The organism is Aggregatibacter actinomycetemcomitans (assembly GCF_003130205.1).
Lineage (GTDB): Bacteria > Pseudomonadota > Gammaproteobacteria > Enterobacterales > Pasteurellaceae > Aggregatibacter > Aggregatibacter actinomycetemcomitans_A.
Window position 1 is genome coordinate 110,337 of the sequence record NZ_NRDF01000002.1, and the last position, 13,748, is coordinate 124,084.

General features: G+C 40.5%; 20 protein-coding genes, 2 tRNA genes and 2 pseudogenes. 12 read left to right on the forward strand and 12 right to left on the reverse strand.

Annotated features, from left to right (window positions below; genetic code table 11):
* Nucleotide 1: 1 nt before the first annotated feature.
* Nucleotides 2-77: transfer RNA gene (locus DK423_RS02520), tRNA-Val, on the reverse strand.
* Nucleotides 78-362: 285 nt separating this feature from the next.
* Here DK423_RS02520 and gltX point away from each other — a divergent pair.
* Both gltX and DK423_RS02530 read left to right on the forward strand, forming a co-directional pair.
* A complete protein-coding gene (gene gltX, locus DK423_RS02525; protein WP_005558509.1) occupies nucleotides 363-1,808 on the forward strand; it encodes a glutamate--tRNA ligase in 1,446 nt (481 codons plus the stop codon).
* Nucleotides 1,809-1,886: 78 nt separating this feature from the next.
* A tRNA-Ala gene (locus tag DK423_RS02530) sits at nucleotides 1,887-1,962 on the forward strand.
* 23 nt (nucleotides 1,963-1,985) lie between these two features.
* Here the strand turns inward: DK423_RS02530 and DK423_RS02535 are convergent.
* The 7 genes from DK423_RS02535 to DK423_RS02565 form a co-directional block, all read right to left on the reverse strand.
* Nucleotides 1,986-3,020, reverse strand: coding sequence for a tyrosine-type recombinase/integrase (locus DK423_RS02535; RefSeq protein WP_231102140.1), 1,035 nt, complete (start codon nucleotides 3,018-3,020; stop codon nucleotides 1,986-1,988).
* Complete coding sequence (locus tag DK423_RS02540) at nucleotides 2,906-3,229, reverse strand: helix-turn-helix domain-containing protein (RefSeq protein WP_081111343.1); 324 nt, start codon at nucleotides 3,227-3,229, stop codon at nucleotides 2,906-2,908. Before DK423_RS02540 ends, DK423_RS02535 begins: the two co-directional genes overlap by 115 nt.
* Before the next feature lie 39 nt (nucleotides 3,230-3,268).
* Nucleotides 3,269-3,583, reverse strand: a complete 315-nt coding sequence (locus DK423_RS02545) for a hypothetical protein (protein WP_061886839.1) — start codon at nucleotides 3,581-3,583, stop codon at nucleotides 3,269-3,271.
* 69 nt (nucleotides 3,584-3,652) lie between these two features.
* Nucleotides 3,653-4,051 carry a phage antirepressor KilAC domain-containing protein gene (locus tag DK423_RS02550; RefSeq protein WP_081111344.1) on the reverse strand — a complete coding sequence of 133 codons (399 nt, stop codon included), beginning with the start codon at nucleotides 4,049-4,051 and terminating at the stop codon, nucleotides 3,653-3,655.
* 382 nt (nucleotides 4,052-4,433) lie between these two features.
* Entirely contained in the window at nucleotides 4,434-4,901 is a 468-nt protein-coding gene (locus tag DK423_RS02555; RefSeq protein ID WP_061886841.1) for a hypothetical protein, read from the reverse strand.
* Nucleotides 4,898-5,932 carry a hypothetical protein gene (locus DK423_RS02560; RefSeq protein WP_061886842.1) on the reverse strand — a complete coding sequence of 345 codons (1,035 nt, stop codon included), beginning with the start codon at nucleotides 5,930-5,932 and terminating at the stop codon, nucleotides 4,898-4,900. The genes DK423_RS02555 and DK423_RS02560 overlap by 4 nt, the downstream gene beginning before the upstream one ends.
* A gap of 51 nt (nucleotides 5,933-5,983) precedes the next feature.
* Nucleotides 5,984-6,682, reverse strand: coding sequence for a LexA family transcriptional regulator (locus DK423_RS02565; protein ID WP_061886843.1), 699 nt, complete (start codon nucleotides 6,680-6,682; stop codon nucleotides 5,984-5,986).
* 111 nt (nucleotides 6,683-6,793) lie between these two features.
* Here DK423_RS02565 and DK423_RS02570 point away from each other — a divergent pair, with 111 nt between their 5' ends.
* The 7 genes and pseudogenes from DK423_RS02570 to DK423_RS02605 all read left to right on the forward strand — a co-directional run.
* Nucleotides 6,794-6,982 carry a transcriptional regulator gene (locus DK423_RS02570; protein ID WP_005679233.1) on the forward strand — a complete coding sequence of 63 codons (189 nt, stop codon included), beginning with the start codon at nucleotides 6,794-6,796 and terminating at the stop codon, nucleotides 6,980-6,982.
* Between the two features lie 48 nt (nucleotides 6,983-7,030).
* A complete protein-coding gene (locus DK423_RS02575) occupies nucleotides 7,031-7,474 on the forward strand; it encodes a YmfL family putative regulatory protein (RefSeq protein ID WP_061886844.1) in 444 nt (147 codons plus the stop codon).
* 49 nt (nucleotides 7,475-7,523) lie between these two features.
* The gene (locus tag DK423_RS11260; protein ID WP_081111345.1) at nucleotides 7,524-8,252 is read left to right on the forward strand and encodes a phage antirepressor KilAC domain-containing protein; all 729 of its coding nucleotides are present in this window, start codon (nucleotides 7,524-7,526) and stop codon (nucleotides 8,250-8,252) included.
* A complete protein-coding gene (locus tag DK423_RS02585) occupies nucleotides 8,252-8,608 on the forward strand; it encodes an HNH endonuclease (RefSeq protein WP_061886845.1) in 357 nt (118 codons plus the stop codon). The genes DK423_RS11260 and DK423_RS02585 overlap by 1 nt, the downstream gene beginning before the upstream one ends.
* 1 nt (nucleotide 8,609) lies before the next feature.
* A complete protein-coding gene (locus tag DK423_RS02590; RefSeq protein ID WP_109043863.1) occupies nucleotides 8,610-8,951 on the forward strand; it encodes a hypothetical protein in 342 nt (113 codons plus the stop codon).
* A gap of 218 nt (nucleotides 8,952-9,169) precedes the next feature.
* Nucleotides 9,170-9,280: pseudogene (locus DK423_RS11265) on the forward strand (replication protein P); the annotation flags it as partial.
* A 132-nt stretch (nucleotides 9,281-9,412) separates the two neighbouring features.
* Nucleotides 9,413-9,973: pseudogene (locus DK423_RS02605) on the forward strand (phage protein); the annotation flags it as partial.
* A 74-nt stretch (nucleotides 9,974-10,047) separates the two neighbouring features.
* On the opposite strand, the gene DK423_RS02610 reads toward DK423_RS02605, so the two are convergent.
* The gene (locus DK423_RS02610; protein WP_061886846.1) at nucleotides 10,048-10,332 is read right to left on the reverse strand and encodes a helix-turn-helix domain-containing protein; all 285 of its coding nucleotides are present in this window, start codon (nucleotides 10,330-10,332) and stop codon (nucleotides 10,048-10,050) included.
* Entirely contained in the window at nucleotides 10,322-10,549 is a 228-nt protein-coding gene (locus DK423_RS02615) for a type II toxin-antitoxin system RelE/ParE family toxin (protein ID WP_231102139.1), read from the reverse strand. Before DK423_RS02615 ends, DK423_RS02610 begins: the two co-directional genes overlap by 11 nt.
* A gap of 109 nt (nucleotides 10,550-10,658) precedes the next feature.
* On the opposite strand from DK423_RS02615, the gene DK423_RS02620 reads away from it, so the two are divergent.
* Both DK423_RS02620 and DK423_RS02625 read left to right on the forward strand, forming a co-directional pair.
* On the forward strand, nucleotides 10,659-11,303 hold the full coding sequence (locus DK423_RS02620) for a Gp138 family membrane-puncturing spike protein (protein ID WP_061886848.1): 645 nt from the start codon (nucleotides 10,659-10,661) through the stop codon (nucleotides 11,301-11,303).
* On the forward strand, nucleotides 11,300-11,659 hold the full coding sequence (locus DK423_RS02625) for a hypothetical protein (protein ID WP_005545972.1): 360 nt from the start codon (nucleotides 11,300-11,302) through the stop codon (nucleotides 11,657-11,659). Before DK423_RS02620 ends, DK423_RS02625 begins: the two co-directional genes overlap by 4 nt.
* A 25-nt stretch (nucleotides 11,660-11,684) precedes the next feature.
* Here DK423_RS02625 and DK423_RS02630 read toward each other — a convergent pair whose 3' ends face one another.
* Nucleotides 11,685-12,104 carry a type II toxin-antitoxin system HicB family antitoxin gene (locus DK423_RS02630; RefSeq protein WP_005545975.1) on the reverse strand — a complete coding sequence of 140 codons (420 nt, stop codon included), beginning with the start codon at nucleotides 12,102-12,104 and terminating at the stop codon, nucleotides 11,685-11,687.
* 51 nt (nucleotides 12,105-12,155) lie between these two features.
* Nucleotides 12,156-12,338 carry a type II toxin-antitoxin system HicA family toxin gene (locus DK423_RS02635; RefSeq protein WP_005578509.1) on the reverse strand — a complete coding sequence of 61 codons (183 nt, stop codon included), beginning with the start codon at nucleotides 12,336-12,338 and terminating at the stop codon, nucleotides 12,156-12,158.
* A 253-nt stretch (nucleotides 12,339-12,591) separates the two neighbouring features.
* On the opposite strand from DK423_RS02635, the gene DK423_RS02640 reads away from it, so the two are divergent.
* Nucleotides 12,592-13,740 (forward strand): type I restriction endonuclease, encoded by a 1,149-nt coding sequence (locus DK423_RS02640; protein WP_061886849.1) that lies wholly within the window; start codon nucleotides 12,592-12,594, stop codon nucleotides 13,738-13,740.
* Nucleotides 13,741-13,748 lie beyond the last annotated feature (8 nt).

Genomic DNA, 13,748 nt, shown 5'->3' on the forward strand with positions numbered 1-13,748 from the left:
GTGGTGGGCGATACCGGTCTCGAACCAGTGACCCCCTCCTTGTAAGGGAGGTGCTCTCCCAACTGAGCTAATCGCCCACGTCGTTACATTGACAACATTGAGAAACTTTGAAGTGGTGAGAACATCGGTTTCGAACTCTTGGCGCTTTTCTTATCAAGAATTCTCCTACCTAAGCTAACCGTAACCGCCCTCAGCGTTGTGAGCGAGCATTATAATTGCTCAATGATTTCAGTCAACAAATTTTTGCCAAAAATCCGTCGGTTGTTTCAAAAATAGGCATAAAACACTATTTTTCCTTATGAATTCAATGAACCCGTAGTACAATACCGCACAATTATTTGCATTAGAAAAAGGGTTATAAAATGAAATTAGAGGCATTATTTGATTTGGATCCAAATGTGAAAGTGCGTACCCGTTTTGCGCCAAGCCCGACCGGTTATTTACATGTCGGCGGTGCCAGAACCGCACTTTATTCTTGGTTATATGCAAAACATAACCATGGTGAATTTGTGTTGCGTATCGAAGATACTGATTTGGAACGCTCCACCCCGGAAGCGACGCAAGCTATTTTAGAAGCGATGGAATGGCTGGATTTGGCATGGGAACATGGTCCGTATTATCAAACCAAACGTTTTGATCGTTACAATCAGGTGATTGATCAAATGATTGAACAAGGCTTGGCATACCGTTGCTACTGCACTAAAGAACGCTTGGATGCGTTGCGTCATACACAAGAGAAAAATAAAGAAAAACCGCGTTATGACCGTCATTGCTTGCACGATCACGCCTATCACTCTGCTGACGAACCACACGTTGTGCGTTTTAAAAACCCGACGGAAGGTTCCGTTGTTTTTGATGATGCCGTGCGCGGACGCATTGAAATCAGCAACAGCGAATTGGACGATTTGATTATCCGTCGCACTGACGGATCACCGACCTACAATTTCTGCGTGGTGGTGGATGACTGGGACATGGGCATTACCCATGTTGTGCGGGGCGAAGACCACATTAACAACACCCCACGTCAAATTAACATCTTAAAAGCGCTCGATGCACCGATTCCGGTGTATGCCCACGTTTCCATGATTAACGGCGATGACGGGCAAAAACTCTCCAAACGCCACGGTGCGGTGAGTGTCATGCAATATCGCGACGAAGGTTATTTGCCGGAAGCGCTCATTAACTATTTGGTGCGCTTAGGTTGGGGACATGGCGATCAGGAAATCTTTACCCGTGAAGAAATGATTGAATTGTTCGATTTGCATTCCGTCAGCAAATCCGCCAGTGCGTTTAATACGGAAAAATTATTGTGGTTGAACCATCATTATATTCGTGAATTACCGGCAGACTATGTAGCGAAACATCTGGCATGGCAATATCGGGATCTTGGCATTGACACCGCCAACGGTCCAGCATTAACGGAAATTGTCGCCATGTTGGCGGATCGCTGCAAAACTTTACGGGAAATGGCATTGGCAAGCCGTTATTTCTTTGAAGAATTCGACGAATTTGATGAAGCCGCGGCGAAAAAACATTTCAAAGCCGGTTCCGTAGAGGCCCTCGAGAAAGTAAAAGAAAAACTGACCGCACTTTCCGGCTGGGATTTACATTCCATTCATGAAGCCATTGAACAAACCGCCGCCGAATTAGAGGTCGGCATGGGCAAAGTGGGGATGCCTTTGCGTGTTGCCGTTACCGGTGCGGGGCAATCGCCGTCAATGGATGTCACCCTGGTGGGTATCGGACGCGAACGTGCATTAAAGCGAATTCAACGTGCCATTGATTTTATTCAGGCACAAAACGCTTAATATTTAATCTGATGACATTGAATTGAAAATTTAATATTGACAGACAAAGGGGCGGAATCTATTATAGCCGCCACTTACGGGGATATAGCTCAGTTGGGAGAGCGCTTGAATGGCATTCAAGAGGTCGTCGGTTCGATCCCGATTATCTCCACCAAATTTTATAGCTTTATCAATTAGTTAGTGATTGATAAGGTTTTTTCCTTTTTGTGTTTGTGCCAATTTTGTGGCAAAAAGTTGAACATTGTTGGCGTGGTTTTGTAAATGCTCAACAGATAAATGCGCATATTTTCTCACGGTGTCTGATTTACTCCACCCGCCCAACTCTTGCAGCACATATAACGGCGTTCCGGACATAATGTGTCTTGTCGCCCAAGTATGGCGCAAGTCGTGAAAACGGAAGTCTTTGATTCCAGCTCGTTGTAATGCCGCGCGGAACGCTTTAGTGTTTGCAATGCGAACCGGCTTGCCTTTATATGTGAACACGTTTTCTTTGTGCTTGCCAAATTGTGATACAATCACTTCAATAGCTTTGCCGTTTAACGGTACGCCAATGCTATTACCTGTTTTTGATTGTTCCGAATTTATCCAAGCCTGTCTTTTGGATAAGTCAATTTGCGACCATTTTAGCTGCGTGATGTTCGACATTCTCAACCCAGTCAAAATAGCAAATTGAACAATTGGCTTTAAGTGTTCCGGCAATTCTTCTATGAGCCTTATTTCTTCGTGTTCGGTCAACCATCGTACACGTCGTTTGGGCTCAGGTAATAATTTTATTGCAGGGCATTTATCCAACCAATCCCACTCAACCGCCGCTCTTAATATCACTCTTATCTGCTGCAAAACGGCATTAATTGTTCTTGCCTTAACGCCTTCCTTCGCTTTTTCATATTGGATGAATTTTATTAAAGTGCGGTCAATTTCGTTGAGTTTTTTATCACCAAGATATTTATCAAGCCATACTAACCCGTAAAGCATGTTTCTATCTTGTTTGCGCTTTGGCTTTTCATCAAGCCATTGTACTACGGCTTCTTGCCAGGAATAATTTGGGCGCTCACCAAGTTTAAATACTCGCCAGCATTCGTTATATTCCTTTGAGGCTAATTGCTGCGCTTGATTTTTGTCTGAAGTCCTAGCGCTTCGGCGTACGCGCTCACCATTTGGCGACGTGAACGAGTAATGCCAGATTTCCCCTCTTTTCTTGAGGGAGATGATTTGACGTGACATATATTCTCCTTATGCCCCGCCTCTTGCTCGGGGTGATCTTTATCCTTTTTCAAGAATTTTTCAAGCTCTTCAACATCAAATTTCCATTTTCTTCCGATCTTGTAAGCGGGTATTTCTTCTTTGTTTGCCATCTCCCGTAGTGTGACGGGGTGCATATCAAGTATTTTCGCCGCTTTATTTGTGCCTATTAATTCCATACTTTCTCCAAAAATAAAGCCCATTTGTGCGCTTATTATCTAATCAATATCACGGTTTAATATTTCGCTTATCTTGTCACCTGATTTCTGCTGAATGAAATCATTTATCACTTTATACAATCGCCATTTGTATTTAAGAGGTATATTTGTGCTTGGACCGTTTTTAATTGATATTTCCATTTCGTAGAAATATTGGAACCCACGAATTGTTAATTCTTTTGATTTATGCTGAAGGTAATAACCATCAAAATCCCATTCTTCACTATGCTTAGAAAGGCTAGCGCATAGCTCAAGATATACACCGTTAAGTGGATAGATAAAAGAACATAACCAAGATATAAAATATTTTAACATTTGAATTTCTCCTGTTTTGATAAAAATAAAAAACCGCACAAAAGTGCGGTAAAGTTTAAGAAGATTTTTTTATGCAAGTAGGGTTTGCTTGGGCTGTTCAAGCATTTGAGATAGTTTGCTTAATCCTTTTGTTGTGACTAAAACTTGAGGATAAACTTTTTCTGTTCCATCCTCTTGTGTAGCCCGATAAATTTTATGCTCTAAATAGCCGCATTTTAATTTGTCCTGATACGCTACCCATGATTTTCCGCCGGCGCGTCTGTAGATCCAACCATGAGCAAATAAAAATTGATTAAACTTCTTCGGAGGTATCTGTAAATGTTTTGCCGTTTCAGTTAGGTTCATAGATCCTTCACTTTTTGTGGCAATGCGATCAAAAGCATTTGCCTTTGGAGTAAGCTCAATGACTTTTTCGCAATAATTGGTTATTCGTCCAAGTTTAATTTCTGAACTGGATAAGCTAGCCAATACCCATCAATAACCTGTTTCAAATTTTTAAAGAGCAACTCAAAGTGGTTTGCTTTGATGTGGGTTATTCTACTTAAAGTAGATTTAATTGCAACCAAAAATTGCATAAAAGTAGAAATGTTTTCTATTAAAAGTAGTAAATATTTGATTTTTAATTGAATTTATTTTTGACCATTTACTGAATTTGTGACACAGATCACAAAAAAGAGAGTAGATGAGAGTGGGATTTTAAAAAGTGCGGTCGGCGTTTAGCACAAAATTGAGAAGAAAGGGCAAAATTGAACAAATGAACTTGTTCAGTGAACAAAATAAAGTGCGGTAGGAATTGTGTGCAAAAGAAGACCGCCACGAGGGCGGTTTGTTGATGTGGTTGAATGTATTATTAAAGGGTGATGTGCCCAGTTTCTTGATTCACTCTGTCGAAAATGTCATTGTTTAGCTTTTGAATTGCTAAAAAATTACACATAAAGTAAGGTAGAGAAAGAATAAGCATAGCCCCTGTATATAAAACAACATCAAATTTTAATGTTAGTTCTTGGTTGTGTATAAGTTTGATTACTGTCCAGTTTTCAGGTGCGGAAAAGCAAACGTAAGCCAAGGTAATTAAAAAAAATTCAACAAAAAACCGGTTTCTTACATCATTAATAGTACTGCGGATTTTAGCAATATAGGTTTCATTTCTCACCCCATTAGGTACGATCGTAATGATCAATCCAAGTCCCACACTAAACAAAATACCTGCTACGGTGTAAAGTACGTTTAGTGTAGCTGCGCTTGGACGATAAGTGCCAATGTTACAAATTAACAACGAAAGTAAAAATGCCAAGATTAATTGAGCGATAATTTTCACTGACTGATCTCTTGTAGATAGTGCGCCATAGCTTGTATTAGTTGCTCTTCAACGAGATACCCACTTTCTGTTTTTTCAATTTCAACAGTTTTTGTTTTGAGCAAATCCCTTCCTTTAACTATGCTCTTTTTATCTTTGGTTTTAAATTTCACATTCTCAATATCGCCTACCGGCTTAAGGGTTGCACCAAGGATTTTTTCATAGTCTTCCTGAACCATTTTACGCGGTTTTTTAAATTTCACCACCAATTCAGCAGAAATTATTTTAGCAAGGTCTTCAATTTCTTTAAAGTCTGACCTCTCTCTCAACAGTTTAGGAAGTAATTCCTTAATAACTGCAACATTAAGCCAACTGCGTTTTGTTCCAGTATTTTCCGCATGTTGAGCGGGAACGTTATTTGGGGTTTTATGGCTATGCGTATTTTGCTCTGATTGAGGTCGCGGAATATCGTTGAATTCAGGGTCGGCAAAAGTTGCCGAAACCAAATCACTGAGCTTACACTCTTTTGGAGGTGAAATCATTGGTGTAATTTCCAAAATTTCATTATTAAGCAACCATGCTAAGTAGGTTTGTAGCTGCTTAATAGTTTGATTTAAAGGCATGCAGGCAGTAACAAGATAATCGCCAAGGATGGAAAAATAGTAATGGCGTTGGTAAATACCGGCTGTTGCGATTGTACGTTGCTTCAAGTCGTTAATGCTGAATTTGTGCTCATTTAACAGCTCACTGGTAATATGTTGCACGCCGTTACCTAGCTTCATTCGCAACAATGTACAAAAGAGGGATTGTTGCTTTCCTTTGCTACTATAGTCCGAAATAAGGTCTTGTTCTTTATTGGCATCGTCAGGATTTAATATCAAACAACGCTGCTCGGCTGAATGTTCGCTTTCTAAAAAATCCTCGAGTTTTTCTCTTACTTGGCTCGTTGCTGTAGTTGCGTTTGGATTATTGATTTTAAAGGCTCGTAATACTACTTGAACCACTTTAATTTTCTCTTCTGTTAAAGCTTCTTTTTTAGGTTTTTTAGCCATATTTTTTCCTTAGGTTAGTAGTTATAGATCAACAATATCTAGTGTTAGTTTCTATAGTAAAACTGAATACCAAAAGACTTTCCCAATAACTGATATATCTTGCAGGTCTGCTATCTCATCTGGGTGTTCTTCGCTGTTATAACTGCGGATTTTCACTTGTTCGTTTGGCATATTGTAAAGTAGCTTTATGCGTAATAGCCCACCGTGATTTATTGCGTATATTTTCCCATCTCGGATTGTTTTATTACCAAGATCAATACCAACTGTTGTTCCATCCGGAATAACCGGTTCCATTGAATTTCCGTCAGCAATCACACATACCGCATTTTCGTACTGTACGCCTTGTTTACGTAGTGTTGCCTTGGAAAAACGCAATTTGAAGTTGTTATAGTCCGCTATGTCATCAGCAAAGCCGTTTCCAGCAGCAAGGCGAATGTCTTGATAAAACGGCACGGCGTATTCATCGCTATTTAGTGGAGTATTGCGATCCCATAAGTCGAATGAGCCAACGTCTTTCACATTAGAAGTTACTTGATTTTCTAAAGAATCGGCTGTTCCGTATTTCAAATGAGCAGGGGTAACTCCAAAGTACTTCGCCATAGCTTCAATTTTATTATCTCTCGGGGTTGCAGTGCCTAAAGTGTAGCGTCTAGCCATTTCATAGGTTACGCCAATAGCTTTTTGTAAATCCACAATATTTTTGCCTTGTTTAGCCATTAATTCATTAAGTCGGCTTGCTAAATCTGTCATAGACACTCCTTCACTTCTACTAAAGGTAGAAGATACAAAATTAAAATAGTTGATTCAATTCTATTTTTAGTAGTAGAATATCTCTACTTTAAATAGAATAAAGAGGTTAAAATGCTACCAATCGAAAAAGCTTATGAAATCGTGGGCGGTATTTCGGCTATGGCTCGACATTTCAATCTTACCCCTTGGGCTGTTTCCAAGTGGCGTGAAAAAGTGCCTGCGGAACGTTGCGCAAAGATTGAAGAACTTACAGCCGGAAAAGTTAAGAAATCCGAATTACGTCCTGATTTGTGGGATTAATTTACCAACCTTTACCCAAAAGAAAACCATAAAAACAAGGCAAAAATTATGGCAATGAAGAAAGTCATTATCGAAATGATAGAGAAGATACCTGGTGGTAAAAGTGCGGTTGCGGGATTTCTCGGATTTTCGGAAGCGGAGTTAAACAATCGGCTTTATCAGACGAAGGGGCAACGCTTCAAAAATGAGGAGTTGATCGCGCTACAACTTGAGTATGGATGCACTGATTTTATCGAGGAGCTTTGCCGAAATGCCGGCGGTCGTTTTGTGCCGGACGCAATAGTAAGTGAATTAGATGCAGTGGAAATCTCAACTCTGCAACTGCATGAGTTATCAGCGCGCGGATTGTTGTTTGAAGCATTGGAAAGTGCATTAGCCGACGGCGAAATTACCACCGATGAAGAAGACGTGATCCGCAAATTATTAAACAAGCATTTAGCGGCGACACAGCATTCAATTGAGTGCGTAATCACGCTGAATAAACGGCAATAAAAAACCACCGCTGGAACGGTGGCTGTTTACACTCACGAGGAGTTAATTAATGAATCAATTAATCGTTATTGATAATACAAAAATTAAACAAGATAGTCAAGGGCGCTATTGCCTTAACGATTTACACCGTGCGAGCGGCGGAAATCCTATCCATGCACCAAGTCAATTCTTGCGCCTAAAAGGCACAAAAGACTTTGTGTCGGTGCTGGATAACCACAATGCAAATCTGCATTCTGCCCTAGAAATCATCAACGGCGGAACAAATCAAGGTTGCTACGCCGTGGAAAAGCTAGTTTACAAATACGCCGCGTGGATTAATCCGGAATTTGAAGTAAAAGTCTATGATACTTTTGACAAGGTAGTAAAAGGCAAATTACAACCAAATCAGACCGCACTTATCCCGCAATCATTTTCCGAGGCGTTAATGCTTGCCGCTCAATTACAAGCGGAAAAAGAAAAAAACGCACCAAAAATTGAAGCATTTGATCGTTTAGCAACCGCAACCGAAGGCGCAATGAATCTAACCAATGCCGCAAAACACCTCCAAATGCAACCAAGAGCATTTACCCAATTTTTATTTGCTCACGGATGGATTTATAAGCGCACTGTTGGATCTGCTTGGATTGCTTATCAAGACAAATTGCAACGCGGTTATTTAGAGCATAAAGCGCACCCTGTCACACAACCTGACGGGACGGAAAAAATCTACCCTCAAGTATTAGTAACTGCAAAGGGTTTAGCCAAACTATCAACAATGCTTAATAAGGCGGTGGCGTGATGAGTAAAGCATTTAGCAAATCAAAAAGATTGTTAGTTGCGGATAAATGTAACTGGCATTGCGCATACTGTGGCGAAAAATTATCCAAAGAAACTATGGTAATTGATCACATTGTTGCTAAGTCAAATGGCGGTTCAAATCATATTGACAATCTATTCCCTTCTTGCCGCAAATGTAATAGCTCAAAAGGAGTGAAGACTCTTGAGCAATTCAGGATGTATTTGTCTTTCAAGAAGGCAATCAAGCAACCGGATTTTAACCAATATCAGATTGAATTTTTGGAAAAATCAGGGGTGTTTAAAACACTTAATATTATTAATGATCATACGTTCTTTTTTGAGAACTTGGAGGGTTGAGATGCGTTTTAGTACATACATCAACAGCGCAAAATGCCTCGAATGGGGCTTAAACGCTAACCAAGGCGCACTATTTGATTTACTTAACCAATCCTCCTCATGGGCGAAAGAAGTTGTATGTGACGGTGAAGTATTTTACTGGGTGTCACGTAATAGTGTTATTGACGAGTTGCCGCTTTTTTACTCAAAAAGTGACACGGTTTATAGACACTTTAAAGATTTAGCTCAAAAAGGCTTAATCATTTATAAAAACATCGAGAAAAAAGACCTGATCAGATTAACCCAAAAAGGGAAATCTTGGAATGAATTTAATCAGGTTGAAATCCGAAAAAACTCGGATTGAAATCCGAAAAAACTCGGAAATAGATCCGACAGATAATAATACTAATTATAAAAATACTAATAATCATAATACTTCTACGTCGGGAAAAAATTTCCCTCCGGCGAAAACGGGAAAGAAATTTGTTTACACCAACGATGATTTGTTGGCGGCTAATTGGATTTTTGGCTTGATTAAAAATTTAAGCCCTAACGTTAAAACACCTAATTTTGCGAGTTGGGTATTTACCAAGCGTCGGCGAGTTTGTGGCGTGGTGCAATGACGTTGACTATCACGCATTGGGATTGCCGACGGAAGCTGAACTAGTCGCCCGTCTGAAATCATTTAGCGGTCAAACACCGACACTACCGCGTTAGAGTTTTTAACTAAACATCTTTCTGCGGCAGCCGGTCGTGAAGTTGCGATTAAAGCGCTACCATCCAATTACGGTAATCGCGTGACAGACGGGAAAACTCGCGCGATGGTTAACGCTCGAATGTGCGGACGGGCATCAAGCCTATACGAAATCTCGGGCAACAACGACGCTTAAAGCCGGTGCAACAGATGAGCAAATTGTTCAAGAATTACAGAAAACCATGCCAAAAGTGCAGACGGGCGCAATAGACATTCCGAATCAGCGTAAACTTCCTCGCGGGCGTGTATTAAACGGCAACAGCCGGGATATTCTCACCAAGATCGCGCGTAATAATGGGGCGAATTGGTCTATTCAGGACGGTTCTTTGGTTTTTTTGCCGAAAGACAAGGTGTTGAGTGATGACGCCGTTTTGTTGTCGCAGGAAACAGGCATGATTAACGCACCGCAGCAAACTGATGATGGGCTTGAACTAACTTGTTTGCTTAATCCCGCATTGCAAATAGGCGGGTTAGTACAGGTGGAATCAATCTTAGAGTATTTTAACGGCGAATACAAAATCGTGAAGCTGGCGCATAGTGGAGATGGTATCGGCGGAGACTGGCAAAGCAAGCTCACCGCGATTGGCGGAAAGTTTAAAAAAGTGGAATCTAAAAAGAACAAGAAAAAATAACCGCACTTTGGGAAGATACGGTTATTTATCAGCTCCGTGCCGTAAAACTCTGTTCTTTAGGGTAGGATGTTAAATTAGATTACACCGACGCGTAACTCAGCGCCGCAAGCATTGGCATAACGCTGCAAAGTCAGAAATGAAGCGCGGCTGGCATTTTTTTCTAATTTGCTGATTGCCGGTTGAGTTACACCCATTTTTTCTGCAACTTGAGAAATAGTTAGACCTGCGCGAATACGCATTTCTTGGAGTAGTGATTGCAGTTCCTCAATACGTTTTTCTTGCAAATAAAGTGCTTTAGTTTCTTCATCTTGAAGTAAGGTATCTTTTACTTGTTTGTAGCTTATAGGTTTAATTTTCATCGGTCATTTCTCCTAAACGTTTTAAGGCTAATTGAATTTCTGATGGTGGGGTCTTTTGTGTGTTTTTAATAAATGTACGTAGAATATAAATTTTCTTACCTACTGCAAAAGCAAAAAATGTACGGGAAATATCTTTATTGCCGGCGCGCAGCTCAAATAGACCATTCCCCATTGCACGTGCATGTGGAAAACGAAGTTCACTGCCTAATGCTTCCAATTTCAGCAAATGCCTCTGGGTGAAATAATAATTTAAACATACAACCCTCATAACTTTTAAGTTATGTAAATAATAACACAGCTAAAACATAAATCAAAGGTTATATTTAATGAATTATGAACAATCGCTTGCTACCCCAGAGACGGCAACGGATCAACAAATCCAACAGGATAGACTAAATCTACATACCGCTCTGCCGGCTAAAGTTGTTAACTTCAACCCAGTAAAACAGACTGTTACGCTTGCAGTACAAATCAAAATGCAGCTTACGGACGGAAGCAGCGCCGACATCCCGCCGTTGGTTGATGTACCGGTGAGTTTCCCCCGCGGCGGGGGATTCGCGGTGACATTCCCGCTACAGGCGGGAGATGAGGGCATTGCCATCTTTTCAGAACGTTGCATTGATGGCTGGTGGCATAGTGGCGGAGTGTCGTTGCCGTTGGATTTCCGCTTGCATGATTTATCTGACGCTATGTTTATTCCCGGCGTTTGCTCGGTGCCCAAAGCGATTAATGGCTTTTTTGCCGGTGGTTTATCCATGCAAACCCTTGATGGTGGCACGTATATTCGCATTGTGAACGGTTCAATCAAGATTAAAGGGGATATTGAGCATGACGGCAATACAAAACAAAAAGGTGAGTTACATTCGACGGGGGCGATTAGTAGCGATACGGACGTAAAAGCGGCGGGTATTTCAGGCAAATCACACACTCACCGAGGCGACAGCGGCGGAGCGACAGGGGCACCACAATGACAACAAGAGTAAGACGGCTGGATAAAAATCACGATTGGACGTTTGGGCAAGGTTTTTCGAACTACGCCACTGAATCTGAAGCTATCGCGCAGAATGTGCAAACCCGCCTTTGGTCGTTTGCCAATGACTGGTTTCTAGATTTAGAACATGGCTTGCCATGGCTTGAGCAAATGGGGCGCGGTGTCAATCTGGCAGATTGGGAAATCAAAATTAAGCGTCATGTGTTGGAGACTGAAGGAGTGTCAAAAATCACCGACTATCAGGCTGATTTTGAACCCGATTCGCGCAAACTGACAATATCCATTGATTATCAGGACATTTACGGGCAACAACAGACCGCACGCTATACAGCTTAAAGTGCGGTCAAATCGACCGTATTTTTTAATGAACCGATAAATTAATTTCGCGCCCTAATTTTTTAAAGGCTTTTTCAACAAAATCAATTTTGGATGGGTGGCGAAAATCTAATAAGCGATCGACTTGCGGCATGTGAACATCAAGACGGCGCGCCATTTCAGCTTTTCGCACACCTTGTGCGAGCATTTCATTGAGTAAGAAGACTTTTAGTGAACGCAATAAGGAAAGCGGAACCGTATATTGCCCATCTTTTGGCTGGCTTGGCATTGGAATTGGGCGTTTATCATCAAAATAAAATTCAAGGGCGGTTTCTAAACCTTCTTCCGCTTCAAGTAGTGCGCTTTCAATATCTTCACCTACACTTGCCATTTCGGGAATGTCGGGGCAAGTGACAAGGAATGTACCGTTATCATCCGGGGTGATTTCAACAGGGTAGCGTAACATGGTTTCTCCTTAAATCGTTTGAGAAAACGCCCCTTTTCAGAGGCGAAAGACTTATTTTAAGTTTAAGTCTTTTTTGATTTTGTGAACTAAGCCGGTACCGATTTCTTTACTACCATGGTAGGGAAAGACAGTTTGGCACTCATTCAACGTTACCTTGCGATGACTTCCGCGCTTGGTTGCTTCGACTTTGCAGCCTTGCTCAAGCAAGTATCGCAAGAATTCACTGTATTTCATCGGGGTACCTCCTTTGCTATACAGTGAAGATAGAATACAACAAATTTGTTGTATGTGCAACATTTTTGTTGTGTTTTTTAAGTGATGATTTATTTGATAAGCTTTTTTCAAAAGCCTGTTTAAAACGTAGGTTTTTTTATAATGGAATCTGCGACGCAGATCGCAAAATTGAAATAAATTTGAGGTAGAACTTACGGAAATGTCTTGGGTTTTGTAGAATGGGCGTCTCTATTAAACCAAGAGGAATCCAAAAATGAGCGATCAAATTTTCAAAGAAAAAATATTAGCGCATTCTCAACATATTATGAGAGTTGGGCAACATTGTACAACCGAAGAAACAACGAAGCAGGCTTTGATTCTTCCTTTTCTTGATATTTTAGGATTTTCAGCCTATGACCCAACCAAAGTAAAGGCAGAATATGCCGCTGATTTTACTGGTGCTAAAAATGGTGAACGAGTTGATTATGCTTTATTCTGTCATAATGTACCGGTTATGTTTATTGAGGCTAAGTCTTATAACGAAGATTTAACCAATCATTCTCCACAGCTTGCCAGATATTTTAATGCTACGCCGGAAGTAGCTGTGGCTGCAATTACAAACGGGCGTGAATGGCGTTTTTTTACCGATTTAAAAGATAAAAACATCATGGATAATGCGCCATTTTTACGCGTTAATTTTGAATCGCTTGATGAAACAAAAATACCGCAATTATCTCAATTTTGTCATGATAAGTTTCAGCCGGAAGCATTGCGGACATTAGCGGAAGAAAGTATTTATTTATCAGCCTTTACTAAAACCATTTCATCTTCATTAAAAGAAGTGGATAGTGAATTTGTTCGCTATGTGGCAGGGCGCGCTAATATTGGAAGACAGCTAAATCAACGCTTTATTGAATCTATCACGCCAATAGTCAAGCAAGCGGTAGAAAAAGCAGTAAGTGACATGGTAGTTTCAGGATTGTCGAAAAAAGCTGTTGATACCGAATCTGTTAATGAGCCCGAATCTGAAATCATTGATGAGACTGCTCCGATTATAGATCCTGAAAACAGCAAAATAGTTACCACATATACTGAGAGACAAGTTTTGGAATATGTTTCCATGATTCTTGGAAGCGAAGCCGATTTAGTAGCAAAAGATACTGAAAGCTATTTCAGCGTCCTATATCAGGGTAAATCAAACAGATGGATTTTGCGTTATTTCGACAATAAACAACGACCATCTATTATTATTCCTATTGAATTAACCTCAGAAAATCAAAAAGAGATTGCTAGATCTGGGTTAGAAATTTCAGGTAGTCAAATTATTATTGATTGCCCTGAAAATATTTTGAGATTAAGCGGCATTATTCGAGATTGTTTTGAATATTGTATAAATGATGATAACTTTAGGAAAAAATCCTAATAAAATCA